13 protein-coding genes are annotated in these 13483 nt (G+C 62.9%); 1 reads left to right on the top strand and 12 read right to left on the bottom strand.

The features are described 5' to 3' along the window. Positions 1 to 33 precede the first annotated feature (33 nt). Complete coding sequence (locus tag ACRRNM_RS06825; protein WP_435627481.1) at positions 34 to 759, top strand: ComF family protein; 726 nt, start codon at positions 34 to 36, stop codon at positions 757 to 759. On the opposite strand, the gene ACRRNM_RS06830 is transcribed toward ACRRNM_RS06825, so the two are convergent. The 12 genes from ACRRNM_RS06830 to ACRRNM_RS06885 form a co-directional block, all read right to left on the bottom strand. Then, positions 746 to 1888, bottom strand: coding sequence for a tetratricopeptide repeat protein (locus ACRRNM_RS06830; protein WP_435627482.1), 1143 nt, complete (start codon positions 1886 to 1888; stop codon positions 746 to 748). The two genes, ACRRNM_RS06825 and ACRRNM_RS06830, sit on opposite strands and share 14 nt — an antisense overlap. After that, entirely contained in the window at positions 1885 to 2850 is a 966-nt protein-coding gene (locus ACRRNM_RS06835) for an ExeA family protein (RefSeq protein ID WP_435627483.1), read from the bottom strand. The genes ACRRNM_RS06830 and ACRRNM_RS06835 overlap by 4 nt, the downstream gene beginning before the upstream one ends. A gap of 1 nt (position 2851) precedes the next feature. Further along, positions 2852 to 4543 carry a secretin N-terminal domain-containing protein gene (locus tag ACRRNM_RS06840; protein WP_435627484.1) on the bottom strand — a complete coding sequence of 564 codons (1692 nt, stop codon included), beginning with the start codon at positions 4541 to 4543 and terminating at the stop codon, positions 2852 to 2854. Then, the gene (locus ACRRNM_RS06845) at positions 4540 to 4953 is read right to left on the bottom strand and encodes a hypothetical protein (protein ID WP_435627485.1); all 414 of its coding nucleotides are present in this window, start codon (positions 4951 to 4953) and stop codon (positions 4540 to 4542) included. Before ACRRNM_RS06845 ends, ACRRNM_RS06840 begins: the two co-directional genes overlap by 4 nt. Beyond that, entirely contained in the window at positions 4938 to 5624 is a 687-nt protein-coding gene (locus tag ACRRNM_RS06850) for an agglutinin biogenesis protein (RefSeq protein ID WP_435627486.1), read from the bottom strand. The genes ACRRNM_RS06845 and ACRRNM_RS06850 overlap by 16 nt, the downstream gene beginning before the upstream one ends. Then, positions 5621 to 6247 (bottom strand): PilN domain-containing protein, encoded by a 627-nt coding sequence (locus ACRRNM_RS06855; protein WP_435627487.1) that lies wholly within the window; start codon positions 6245 to 6247, stop codon positions 5621 to 5623. The genes ACRRNM_RS06850 and ACRRNM_RS06855 overlap by 4 nt, the downstream gene beginning before the upstream one ends. Further along, positions 6244 to 7200, bottom strand: a complete 957-nt coding sequence (pilM, locus tag ACRRNM_RS06860) for a type IV pilus biogenesis protein PilM (RefSeq protein ID WP_435627488.1) — start codon at positions 7198 to 7200, stop codon at positions 6244 to 6246. Before pilM ends, ACRRNM_RS06855 begins: the two co-directional genes overlap by 4 nt. Positions 7201 to 7327: 127 nt before the next feature. After that, positions 7328 to 10963: a DUF6701 domain-containing protein gene (locus ACRRNM_RS06865; RefSeq protein WP_435627489.1), complete on the bottom strand. Its 3636-nt coding sequence runs from the start codon at positions 10961 to 10963 to the stop codon at positions 7328 to 7330. Positions 10964 to 11015: 52 nt separating this feature from the next. Further along, complete coding sequence (locus tag ACRRNM_RS06870; protein WP_435627490.1) at positions 11016 to 11456, bottom strand: pilus assembly PilX family protein; 441 nt, start codon at positions 11454 to 11456, stop codon at positions 11016 to 11018. Then, positions 11453 to 12361: a PulJ/GspJ family protein gene (locus ACRRNM_RS06875; RefSeq protein WP_435627491.1), complete on the bottom strand. Its 909-nt coding sequence runs from the start codon at positions 12359 to 12361 to the stop codon at positions 11453 to 11455. The genes ACRRNM_RS06870 and ACRRNM_RS06875 overlap by 4 nt, the downstream gene beginning before the upstream one ends. After that, entirely contained in the window at positions 12358 to 12954 is a 597-nt protein-coding gene (locus ACRRNM_RS06880) for a type IV pilus modification PilV family protein (RefSeq protein ID WP_435627492.1), read from the bottom strand. Before ACRRNM_RS06880 ends, ACRRNM_RS06875 begins: the two co-directional genes overlap by 4 nt. Continuing rightward, positions 12938 to 13408 (bottom strand): pilus assembly FimT family protein, encoded by a 471-nt coding sequence (locus ACRRNM_RS06885; RefSeq protein ID WP_435627493.1) that lies wholly within the window; start codon positions 13406 to 13408, stop codon positions 12938 to 12940. The genes ACRRNM_RS06880 and ACRRNM_RS06885 overlap by 17 nt, the downstream gene beginning before the upstream one ends. Between the last annotated feature and the right edge of the window lie 75 nt (positions 13409 to 13483).

Genomic DNA, 13483 nt, shown 5'->3' on the forward strand with positions numbered 1-13483 from the left:
AAAGCTGCGCTTCATTCCGGAAAGGGCGAAAGCTTGTCCATTATACGCAAGTATTTTCTGAACATCGGAGCAAAATTTAGGCAATTTGCGCCGTCGCAGCCTTGCATCCTGTGCGGCAGCATGAGCCACGACGGGCTGTGGTGCGCGGCCTGCGACCGCGCCCTGCCCTATCTCGGTGCGGCGCATTGCCCGAGCTGCGCGCTGCCGACGCCTAGCGGGGAAATTTGCGGGCGATGTCTGAAACACCGGCGGCTGTTCGCACGCACCGCCGCCGTATTCGGCTACACCTTCCCACTCGACAAACTCATCCAGGCCATGAAATACGGCGAAAAGCTCGCGCTGGCGCATGCTTTCGCGGGAAAGCTGGCGCGCCGCATCGACAGCCTGCCCGACTGCGTAATCCCGATGCCGCTGCACCCGACCAAGCTGCGCGAGCGCGGCTTCAACCAGTCGCAACTGATCGCTGCCGGAATCACCCGCGAGCTTAACCTCGAACTGTTCACGCACGCCTGCCGGCGCGTGCGCGACACCCCGCCGCAATCCGCCTTACCCTGGAAGGAGCGCAAGAAAAACATGCGCGACGCGTTCTGCTGCAACATGGATTTAACCGGCAGGCGCGTCGCGCTGGTAGACGATGTGCTGACCACCGGCGCCAGCCTGAATGCACTCGCCGAGGCGGTAAAGAAACGCGGTGCGGCTGAAGTCGATGCTTGGGTGGTGGCGAGAACTTTGCCACATAAGCGCACTACAACTCCTTGAGCTTCTGCCGCACGAATGCCTGCAACTCAGGGCTGAGCGTTCTCGATTCGAGCGCACGCCTGAATGCATCCCTCGCGTCGTCGGCGCGCTGCACCGCCTGCAGAGAAATGCCGTAGCCCATCAGCCAGACGCCGTTGTCCGGGGCGAGTTGCAGCGCGATCTGGTAATGGGTGATCGCCTCCTTGTGCCGGTTGCGGCGTTGCAGCAAGGCGGCGAAGAACGCTTGGTAGTCGGCCTGTGCGTCGGCATAGGGCAGGGATTTTTCCAGCGTCGCAACCGCCTGCTCCACCGCACCATGCTCCACCTGCAGGCGCGCCAGCAGCATGGCGAAGCCGGTATGGCCGGGCTTGGCCGTCAGCCGTTCCTGCAGCGCGCGCTCGGCTTCCGCGCCCTGCTTGTTTTCCAGCAGCAGCGCCACCAAGGCCTGGCGCGCCTCGTCGTGGCCGGCATCGAGGCGCAGCACCGTCCGGTAACCCGCGATGGCCTCGGCGGCATGCCCCTGCTGCATGGCCGCGACCGCCTGGCGAAACTCTGCATCGGCGCGCTGCTCCGGGCTGACCTGTTTCATCGGCTGCGCACCGCCCGATGGCTGAATGGCAACTCGCGCATCCGGCATCTGTGCCGGCTGCGGCCTGGCGACCTGCGCCCGCACATGGGCCGGCGGCTTTCCACTCATCTCCTGGGCAGCTGCGTTCGGCCGCAGGGAAGAAGGCAGCGGTATCGCGCCCAGCTCAAAACTCAGGCGCGAGGCGGGCGGGGGAATTTCTTCTGCGCCAACAGCACTGACGACATCGACCGAACTGGCGGCATTAACGATGCCTGCATTGCCAGCAGCCGGAACGGCGGAGACTGGTTCTGGCGCCGCCACGGCAGAAGCCGTAACAGGCCCCGCAGCGGAAGCAGATGCGGCCGGCTGGCGTTGCATCGGGTTCACCGCAACTGCCCCAGGTTTGCGCATCTCCGTCCACTGCCATGCGGCAATCCCGACGACCAGCACCAGAATCACCGCAAGCAGGGGCAAGACCAGGCTGCGCCTGTGCTGCGGCACCGGACGCACCATAGTCTGCTCCGGCGGAGTGTGCTCGCCGCGCTGCTCGAGCTGGTTGAGCACCTGGTTGATGACGCTCATTGCAGCACCATCCATGCGATTCCCAGCGAGGCGAGCAGCGCCGCACCGGTCAAGGCCAGCGCCCAGGGCAGCCAGTCGCGACGCGCTTCGGGCGTATCGGCAGCCGCAGCGCGGATATGCCTCGCGAACACCTGCTGCCGGCCGTCGCCGTACGCCAGCATCAGGGCCTTGTGCGCGACGATGTTGACCAGCCTGGGCGTGCCGCCGGTAATGCGATACAACTTGCCGACCGCCGCCCTGGCGAACAGCGTCTCACCGGGAAATTTAGCCACCGCCAGGCGGTGGCGCAGATAGCGTTCCATCTCGTCCCGGCGCAACCCTTTCAGCTCATGCTGGAAACTGATGCGCTGGCGCAGCTGGCGGATCGAACGGTGCCGCAGGCGTTCGTTCAGTTCCGGCTGGCCGAACAGCACCACCTGCAGCAGCTTGCGTTTCTCGGTCTCCAGATTGGTGAGCAGGCGCAGCACTTCCAGGCTTTCCAGCGGCATCGCCTGCGCCTCGTCCAGGCATACCAGCGCACGCTGGCCGTTGCGCGCGCATTCCAGCAGCGCGCGCGTCAGCCCCTTCAGCAACTGGTGCTGGTCGGTATCCTTGTCCAGCGTAACGCGGAATTCTTCCGCCAGGGCGAGCAACAGGCTGCGCGGTTCGAGATAGGGGTTGAGGATGTAAGCGGTGATGAAACGCGGCGCAGGCTGCCCGTCGGGCGGGGGCGGCGCCTGCTCCAGCGCGCCGTTCAGCGTAGCAGCCTGCCGTCCCTGGTTCAGCGTGGCGAGGAACTTGCGGCACAGCAGCGTCTTGCCATTGCCCACTTCCCCGACGATCTTGACGAAGCCCTCGCCGTTGCGCGCCGCCACCAGCAGGGTGTTGAGCGCCCCCTGGTAACTGGAACCGGCAAAGAAAAAGCTGGTATCCGGGGTCAGGCTGAAGGGCGGTTCGCGCAGGCCGAAGTGCTGCAGGTACATGCTACGGCCTGGCGCCCTGTCCGTTCAGCCCGCCGAACCGGTCGCGGCTCTGCGTGATGTCCTGCGACCAGTCCTTGTCGTTATCCACCACCGTGGGCCTGAGCAGGATCACCAGTTCGCGTTTCTCGCTGCGCTGGCTGGTCTGACCGAACAACGGGTTCCTGGACAAGCCCGGCAATCCGGAGCGGTCGTCGAAGGTCGCCGATCGCATCAGCCCGCCGATGGCAACAATCTGCCCGTCCCTGGCGCGCACGATGCTGTCGGTTTCGGAAATGGAACTGGAAGCAAGCGGCAGGTTGAGCGTGCCGCCCGCGCCGGTGTTCACCGTCTTGTTCACCGTGCTGACTAGGCTCACCGAGGGATGCACATGCAGGATGATCTCGTTGTTCTCGTCGATGCGCGGCGTCACGTCCAGCGCGATGCCGGAAAAGAAAGGCTGCAGCGTCACGCTCGGCGTGGAAGTGGTGGCCGTGCCGGTGGTCGTGGTCGTGGAGATGTTGGTCACAAAGAACTCGTCGGTGCCGACCTTGAGCACCGCCTTCTGGTTGTTCAGCGTGGCGATGCGCGGACTGGACAGCACATGCACGTTGCCCTGCGATTCGAGAAAGCTCAGCAGCGCGGCGAAGTTGCTGGTCTGGAACGCGAGGCCGAACAGCGCCCCTGCGGCAGTTGCCCCGCCCACCAGGTTGCTCCCCGGAGTCACCGTGCCGATGTTCGTTCCGCCGGTCAGCGCACCGGGGGTCAAGGCTCCCGCGCCGGGCGTACCGGGAACCATGGTCCCGCCGGGAAGAATCTGGCCGATCGAAGTCCTGCTGTTCGGGCCGTTCTTGAACGCCGCCCAGTTCACGCCGGACTGGAAACCGTCGTTGAGCTGCACCTCGATAATCTTCGCCTCGAGGATCACCTGCCGCTCGATGGAAATCTGCGAAGCCTTGAGATAGGCCGCGACGTTTCTCAGTTCGTCCGGCATCGCGCGCACCACGATCACGCCCGACATCGGGCTTACCACGATGCTGCGCCCTTTTTCGCTGCCGACGATCGCCTGCAGCGACTTGCCCAGTTCATCCCAGAAGTCCGCGCTGCTCACCATGCTGACCTTGCTGCTGTCCAGGCCGCGCGAGGTCGGGCTGCTGGTGGTCGTCGCACCCGGCGTTCCGCCGGTCGGGGTATCCGTCACCGAGCCGGAGGTCACGCGCAACGAAGACTCCCCCTTGCGCAAGCCGGTCAGGTAATTCACCTGGAATATCCGCGTCTGCAGCGCCAGTGGCTGGATATAGATGCGCGTGCCGTCCATCTTGTATTCGTAGCCGTATATCTCGCGGATCGCCTCCAGCGCCTCGAGCACCGTCACGTCTTTCAGGTTCAGCGAGATATTGCCGCCGACCTCGGGGTGCAGCAGCATGCTGTAACGCGTGCCGGAAACGATGGCCATGAAAACCTGGTTAACCGGCGTATTGCTCACTTCCAGGTCGAATTTGGTTTCCAGCGGTTTGTTGTCCAGCCTGGACAGGTCCACCGTGAGCGGCGGCAGCAAGGCGTTGTTCACCGCATCAGCCGCCTTGCCGGGTTGCGCGCTGTCCTGCACGGCCTGGTTCATTTCGCGCTGAATGGCGTCCGCCGTCTGATTACGGCCGCCCGGCGCGGCGCATCCTGCCAGCAACAGCGCCATACCCAGCCATAACGTAATTCTCATTTCTTCTCCTCGCGCGCAACCGGCTTGCCGGATTGCGCCTCACCCGCCGGCGGCGGCAACTTCATTTTCGCTCCGTGCTTGCCGGAAATTTTTACGCCGGGAAACAAGGTCAGCACCTGCAGCCCCTGTGCACCGCGCAATACTACGCTGCCTTCACGCACTTCAATCAGTTTTGCATCGCCATGTTTTCCGCCCAATTCGACGGTTTCTCCGTCGATGATCGCCGCCCGGCGCGTCTTGGAAATGATGATGGATTGCAGGCCTGCCGGGGCGGGCGCCGCTGCCACACCGCTTGCGGCAACCGGCGCGGCGATGCTCGCCGGAGGGCGCGTCGGGTCGGGCAGTTCTTCGGCGATCGCCGGCGCCGAAAACAGCGCCGCCGCCATCAGGCATGTCAAACGGTCAGCCATGTCTTGTCCAGGCTCAGGGTATACAGGGTCAGAGTCAGCACCGCCTCGGGATATTTATCCACGTTCAGGCTGATCTCCCCCCAGAACATCTGCGCCGGCATCTTCTCCAGCGCGGTGAGATAGCGCAACATATCCATGTACCCCCCGCGTACGGTGATCCGCATGCCATGCTTGAATATCTGTTTTTGCGCATTCGGCTGCTTTTGCCCGGCCGGCGATTCCGCGGCGGGTGTCTGGGATTTTTCGACCAGCGGGCTGGCGGGCAAGGTTTTCAGTTCGATCAGTTGCAGCTTGTCGTTTTTATTCAGCACCTGCTCCAGCAACCCGGCCATCTTGTCCGGCTCGACCAGCCGGTCGCGGCGGCTTTGCAAGTAGCCTTCCTGTTCCTGCAATTGCCGCTTGAGCTGCGCCAGCCGGACGCGCAGCGGTGAATGTTCATCGTCGCGCCGAGCCTGCAGCACTACCTGCAACTGCGCCTGCAACTCCTTCGTTTTCTCCTGCTGCTGCACCACCTGCGCCGACAACGTTTTTTGCCTTGCCTGCAAGGGGTCCAGCAACATGGTATTGGCCAGCGCGGCCACCACGAATGCCGCCGCGAGGAAAATCATCGCACGTTCGCGCAACGACATGCCGTCAATCTTGCCGCACGCCATTCCCCAGTAACGCTTCATTTCCTGGCCTCGCCTTCCGGGCCGGAGTGCAGGGTGAATTCGACATAGCGCGGAATTGCCCCCTGGCCTTCCACCTTCGGCTGCCGCATTTGCAGCGTGGCGAAAGTCCTGCCGCGCATGACGCTCTCCTTGCTCAGGCGCTGGATATAGGCAGGCAGCAGCTCGGGGTTGAGCACTGCGCCGCTCAGGCTGATTTGCGCCGCGTCACCGGTTATGCTGAAGCCGGTCAGCCACAGCCCTTCCGCCACCTGGCGCGAGAAGGCGCGCATGTATTCCGAATAGCCGCCGGTGTTGCCTATCGCGCCGGACTTGATGACTTCAAGCAGCTCGGCCTGCTCGGCAAGCTGCTTTTCCAGCCGCCGCACCTCTTCCTGCAATGCCTGGGCCGCCTGTTGCGGGGAAAATTCCGCAGTATGGCGCGCCAGCTGCGCCTGCTCCGCCTGGTAGCGTTTGGCGATTTCCCCGGTTTGCTTTTCGAGCTGGTCAACCTGATAAAGCGCATAGCCGTAAAAAGCCAGCGAGCCCGCCGCAACCAGAACCAATCCCTGCAGCATCGCCGGCAGCGAGAAATGCTTGCGCCGCCTCACGAAGGCCGGATTGAACAGGTTGATCTGCTGGCTCATGGCGCACGCCCTTCGCGGCGCAAGGCCGCACCCAGCGCCGGCAAGGCGTATGCCGCAAATGTGCTGTCGGCCAGCGCCGGCACCGCGTCGATGTCCAGCGCCTGCGACAAGTCCAGTTTTGCCACTTCCGTGCTGATCATCGCAGACAAAAACTCCGCCAGCCCCGTGTTATCGGGTGCGCTCACCAGAATACGACTCACCGGCAGATGGTTGAATTGGCGATCGAAATAATCCAGCGAGCGCTGCAGTTCCAGTTCGACGCGATCGCGGCATTGTTCACGCAGGCTCTCGCTGGCATCCTGCAACTGCCCTGCGCTGATTTCGATACGCCGCGCCAGATACAACTCGCCGCCCGCAGTAAACGTCAGTAAGCCACCGTTGTCGTCGAAAGCCAGCAGGGCCAAGGCACGGTCTTCCTGTTCGAACAGCGCGGCGATGTTGCGCTGCGCCATTTCGGGAATATCGATCACGTCCAGCTTGATCTTCGCCTGCTCGAACAGCGCCATGCGCTTCTGGATGACGTCGTTGGCTGCGGCAACCGCATAGAGGGATTGCGCACGTTCCGGGCCAGACTTGGCGGAGGGAATCCGCAGCACGTCCACCGTTGCATCGTCGATGTGGTAACTCAGGCTGTCTTTGATTTTCCAGCGGATCGCCGTCTTCAGCTCCTCGTCGGGCACGTTGGGCGCCTCGATCAGCAGGATCTGATATTCGCCCGGAGCCAGCAGGGCGGTGAAATGATGACCGCCAAGACCCGCGTCGTGCCGCAATTTTTCCAGTGCTGCTTCCGATATTGCGCCGGTCTCGTGATATTCGCAGCGCACCACTTGCGGCATCACCCCGGAAAACTTGACCTTCGCGAGATAGACACCATGCGCGCCAAAGGCGATGGCGAGCCGGTCGCCGCCGAGGCTCTTGGGCCCGAGTAATGAAGAGATGCGCGGGATTTTCATAATTGACGCGAACTTAGTTCAACAACCTATTGTTGTCAATAATTGTTTTTGGAGCAATGGATACCTAAAAATATTCCTGCTCCAGTCTCATAGCAGCTGCTTTCCAATCGCGTCCGGAACCTTTGCATCAGTAGTAGACCTCACGCAGATAGATGAATTCGTTGCTGCCCTTGTACACGCCGAAGGTGGCGCGCGCCTTGTTGCTCGGATTGGTGCCCGCGCCATTACTGCCCGCCAGCAGATAATCCGGAGCGCTGACACTTACATCCACGCTGCCCGTTCCGCCACCGGTGGGCTTCGATAGCTTGAACGCGAGAATGCCCGCCGTTATGGCTCCGCTTGCAGGCGTCGGCGTGGTCGTCCACGGGCAGCCAGTTTTGCATTGGTAGTTGGAAACTCCGACTGTCAGGCTCGTGACGCTATCGGTGACGCTGGTCAGCCAGCTCGCACCGTCGTAATACTGCACAGTTGCTGCCATCGGCAACAGCAACAGCCCGGAACCATGCGCACTGCCGATCTTGGTGCGCCCACTGACCACCTTGACTCCGCCCTCGACCGAGGAGGCTCCCCGCAACGAAGATACCCCGTCCGCGCCCGCGGGTTCATCCGCACGGACATAGATGTCGGTCGGTGCAGCAGGCGAGGCATTGAACACATAAGTTGGCACAGCTGTTACTTCGACCCCTGAAATGAATGCAGTCGATGTGATCGAATTGTTCGCCGACATGCCCGGACCCGGATTCGGCGTTGCACCACCTGGCGCATCCCACGCGGACAGCGTTACGGCCCTGGCAAATGCTCCCTGGTAATTTTGCGTGGTGCATATATCCGGCTCGATACCGGTGCAGGAGGCGGTATTGCGTGCCGACACCGTGACGCTGAACGGCTGTCCGGAATAGACAAAACCGTTGAATGAAACGGGGCAGGTCAAACCGTTTGGACAGGGCATAGGTACGGTCGCCGTGGCAACCACTGCCGTGTCAAAGTGATCAGGAATGAACCGCCCGACATTGCCGGTCGTCGTTCCTGCGACATCGCCCGTGCCGAGGTAGTCCGCATCCGTCACGCTCGGCGTGAGCGTGATGATGCCGGCCTCATTCCAGGTAAATGCCACGCCGGTCGCCACGCCGTTCGTGAAAGCACCGAACGCACCGCCGATGGCCGGGTTGTTGACTAAGCCCAGTCCCGCCGCCAGAGAGGGCGTCAGCTTCACACCTTCCGGCGCAACTTCCTTGCCGTAGTTCGGCGTCGCCGCACCAGCCACGGTGCAGGCCGCAGAAGCCGGAGAACAAGTCGTGGCGGTAACCGTCACACTGAACGCCTCGCCCGCCTTGACGAATTTCGCGCCTGCGGCATTTGCGGCGGCTGGGTTCGGCGTATTCGGTGCAGCAGTCTGCTGGATGCCCGACAGCACGAACCCGCCCGGCTTGGCCACGAACTGGCCGCTTTTGCCGACCTGCGTCACAGCTGCGCTGTTGCGCATCCACAGTTCCACCATCCCGACATCGGCATAATTGAAAATGTAGGAAACCGCAGAAGATGGGCTGCCGGCATTGAAGGTGACCGTCACCGTTGCGGACCAGGCAGCAGGCATGCCACCGTTCGCCTGACAGAGGGGCAAAGCCAGCCCGGCAAAAACCGCCTGCACGCCGGCATTCGCCACCGGATCGTGGCAGGTCAGGCCGAACTGCATGTTTGTTGTTCTCTGCTGGGACGCATGCAAGCGGGTTGGGATGCCGGCGGCACTCACCGCCGTGATATAGACCCCCACCAGATCCTGGCCGGCGACCTGCGGCAACCATGTCACCGGGGCACAGGTTTGCAGTGCGTTTCCGAACGCGCGGTTGTGGACGCAAGGACTGTTGGTGAATACAAAACTCGGCACCGTGAAATCGAGGGTGTACACCTCGCCGGTGAAGTTGCCGTTGCCCGCGCCCGCCCCGCCAAGCGGGTTGTTCGCCGTATCGACGATCGAATCGTCGTCGACCAGATTGAGCCCCAGCGTGCCGTTGCCGGTGCCAGTGCTCGCCGTGACGACCCAGGCCGCACCGCTGCCCGTCACCGACGCAATGGCGCCCCCGCCCGCCCCGCTCGCCCAGACCAGCGCGAAATCAGCCGCATCTACGCCGGTCACGCTCTCGCTGAACGTCACGTTCCAGGAAACGCTCGCCAAGGCGGTTGGCGTCGGATCGGCGCGCGTGATGGACAACACGGCCGGCAAGCTCCTGTTGATGCTGTACACCTGCCCGGTGAACGGCAGATTGGTCATCGCAAGGCTGACGCCGGTATCGTTGACCATGTCCAGCCCCAGCGTGCCGTCGCCCGTGCCGGTGCTCGCGGTAACCGTCCAGACAGTGCTGCTGCCGGCGATGGAGGTGATTGCCGGCGCACCGCCCAGGCCAGTATTGACGAGTGCAAAGTTGCCGCTGCTCACCCCGGTCACGCTCCTGCTGAAGGTGACCGTCCATGAAACGCTGGCGGCAGTGGTCGGATTGGCGTCGGCCAGATTGATCGAAACGACGGCAGGCGCGGGACAGCTATGCGCGACCGTCACCCCGCCGTTGGAGGTCAGCGTGTAATCGACCGGACAGGTTGGAGTCAGGGTAGCCGTGCCGATGATCGCACTCGTCACCGTCACATTCCGCGCCAAAGTAATTCCCCCGGTATTGCTGACCGTCAGATTGGCAAAACCCAGAGGTCCCGTGCCGGATATGGTTTGCACCGCTGCGCCGCCGTTGAGCGTGACCACACCCGTCCCGGCGGTAAAGATGCCGCTCTGGTCAAAATTCCCTGCCACGCTCAGGGCATTCGCACCGTTCGAGAAAGTAGCGCCCACGCCGATGCTGAAGTTGCCCGCCACGGTCGTTGCGCCTGCAAGCGACTTCGTCCCGGCATTGCTCAATGCAAGGTGGTGATAGGTCGTGGTTTTGATCGTCTGCGCCGCACCGCTGTAGTTGACGGTATTGCCCACCGCATTGGCGGTCAATCCGGTAATGGTGGACGTGCCACCGATATTCAATGTGCTCGTGGCACTGTTAGTCAAGTTCCCGGTTCCCGCAAGCGCCGTGGCGACAGTCAGAGCGAAGCAATTATTGGTCAGCACCGCTGGCGAAGTGACGGTAAGGCTCGGGATCGCCAGGGCAGTCGCGCAATTGAGCGTCTGCGCGGCAGTCGTGTTGAACGTATAGATTCCGGTGCCGGCAGTAAAGGTTGCGCCGTTGTGGGTGAGACCGCCCTGCAGCGTCACCGCCTCGTTTCCCGAGTTGTTCCACACGCCACCCGCACCGACCGTCACTGCCCCGGTGAAGGTCTTGGTTCCGGTAGCCGTGGTGATAGCAAGCGTGCCGCTGACGCTCGTCGTACCGGCGACGCTGAGGGTATTTCGTGAGGTTAAAGTGCCGGCGACATTGAGTCCACCGGTGCCGATGGCCAGAGTCCGGTTTGTCGCCTGGGTCAGCGTGCCGCCTGTTTGGATGCTCAGGCTCAGGGCGCTGGAGTTTGCGTTGGTCGTGATGGTGTGGCCGGTGCAGATCGTGACGTCGTCGGCCGCAGTTGGCGCGGCAAGACTGGCCGCTCCGCCGCAGGCGGCATCGCTCCAGGTGCTCACGGTACTCCAGCCGGCGCTCGCACGGCTGTACTTGGCGACAGCCATCGCCTCCCCGCTCCATGTCGCCAGTCCGGCAAGCGGAAGCAACAGGACGGCGGCCCTTGCAAGGGCGCGGAGGCCTTCTCCCGACACGTCGAACCGGAGCAGCGCCGCCATCAGTCCTGCCTCCCCTGTTTCATCTTGCTCATATCCGTCCCGCACCGGGTTCTCATTGCGCGATTGTAACGGTCATCTGCCGCTCGACGTAATCCGGCATCGCCACCGCGCCCTGCGTCGCCGTGGAGGTCAACTGGTAAATCGTCACCGTTGCACTCGCCTCGCTGTGCGGGGAGCTTACGCATTGCACGTTGACGTTAAACCCCGCCAGGGTATTGGGCAAAGGAGCAATCACCTGGGAGGCTGCCCCGCCGCGGCAAGTGGCGGCAAACCCGCCTGCCACGGCGGAATTCGGCAACACCTGGTACGCCCCCCACTCGATCCCCGCCCGTGCCGCGTGATACGCCCGCGTGCCCATCACGTCCAGCGCGGCGCTCTGCTGTTGCGTGGTGGAAAGCGTGACCGCAAACACGCCGAGTGCGGCGATCACCACCAGCAGGAAGATGGCGGTGACCAGACTGAAGCCGCGTTGCATGTTTTGCATCGTTTTCATGGCACGTTGCTCACATGAGTGGCACTGTACAGCGTGACGGTCTCGCCGTCCCTGGTTATGCCCAGATTCACTGTAACCAGCCCGAAACGCTGCGCGACCACGAATGCATCATAGGCGAAGCCGCAGGTGCTGACACTGGTCGCCAGCAAGGCATGAGATGCGCCGCTTAACGGGGTCGCCGCCACATCGTTCGGCTGCCCCGCTTGAATCGCATAACCCCAATAGCGCGTCAGCGCTCCGCCGGGTGTGCACGCGTAAGTCACCGGCTGGCCGACGATCTGGAAGCGATTGTAGGGGGAGCCGCCTGCTGGCAGGAAGGTGTGAGCCGCGAAGCTGATCTGGTCCTCGTTGGCATTCGCGGCGCTGTTCGTCACCCCCGTAATCACCGGCGCGCCGCCGCTTACCGCCGCGCAATACACGCTGGGGTTCAGGCTGCTGCAATCGTTGGCAGAGTTGTTGTACTGGTTATACACCACCAACCGCGAGGTACCGAGGGTGATCGCCCCGCCGCCTATCAGCGTGGTGCTCGCCGCTCCCGCCGCACCGGTCACCAGATCGCCCGTCGTGGTCAGCGTCGTGCAACCGCCCGCATTCAGGCAGTCGGCGGGCGCGGTCACACTGTTGTAGCGCCCGCCCGCTATTGTTTCCAGATATTCCAGATATATCGTGCCACCGCTGCTGGTCACACGCACGCTGTTCGGCAGCGCGGTGCGCAAGTCGCGGGCAATGCGGCGCAGCGCGGTGTCGGCGATGTCGGTCATGTCGGCGCGGCGCGCGACGTCGGTGTACTGCTGGATCGGCGCCCGGAGGAACATCGCGACGATGCCGCCGATGATGCCGGTGATCGTAATCACCATGATCATCTCGACCAGCGTAAAACCTTCCTGTGGGCGCCACATCATCATATCCTCGGCGAATAACGGGTACGGATGCCTTCGACGACCACCGGCTGGCCGTCGGGGCCGGTGACGGTAACAGTAATGCGCAGCGCAAGATCGTCACTGGCCAGTCCCAGCGCCAGCCCTGCCCGCAATATATCCACCGCTGCCCGATAGTTCCCCAACCCGGCAATCGGGGTGGTGCATGTTGGCGTCGTATTGGTGATGTCACATATTCCCGAATTCATGACAAACCCGCCATAATCGGCCACGTTGTCAAACGGATTGGTCGCAGACCAGCGGTTCTCTGTTGCAGGCGTGGGGGTGGTTAGCGCAGCACCGCCCTTGTTTTGATCCATTCCCGCAGAACAGTCTGCCGCGCTGACTGCGCTCGCCGCATTCGCATCATCCGGATCGCAGAAGGTGAACGGCATCAGCACCACCTCTTCCAGCAGCGATTCGGCGATCGACAGCGCCTGCTTGTGAACCAGCGGGTCGGCGCTGCCGCGCGTCGTCACGTTCATCACCAGCAGAATACCCGCCAGCGCGACGCCGACGATGACGATGAACAGGATCAGCTCGATCAGGCTGACGCCGCGCTGGTTATGGCGAGTGGACATAGCCGGTCTCGGCCTCCACGACAATGGCATTCGTTGCGCCGGTGATGTTGATAGTCTGGGCAAGCGAAGGGCGACCCAAGGCATCAAAGCTGAAATTCGCCGGCACCGCAGTGAAAGTGGCGCCCGCCGATGCATTGATGACATAGCTCGCATCGCCAGTCGGAGAAACCAACGGCGTGCCGCAGGCGGCCGTTGCCCCTGTCGTCAGGGTGATGCGGTTGCCGGTGAACGCGGCACAGACGAAGCGCCGCTGCGCGATGGCGACCTTCTGCGCATAACGCAACGTGGCCTGCACCTGATCGGCGAAGCCGCGCGACTGGAATACGCTGGTCTCGAAAAAGCGCGGCGCGGCCACTGCCGCGAGGATGCCGACGATGACCATCGTCATGATCAGTTCGACCAGTGTGAAGCCGGATTGACGAAACCTGTGATCGGCGGCAAGCATCATCGCCATAAATCTACTTGGCGCATCGGTCATATGATCGGTCTTATCAGAAACTGGTGCAGGTTTTAGCGTAAACCCTGTTAG

Source organism: Ferrigenium straubiae (assembly GCF_051257895.1).
Taxonomy (GTDB): Bacteria; Pseudomonadota; Gammaproteobacteria; order Burkholderiales; family Gallionellaceae; genus Gallionella; species Gallionella straubiae.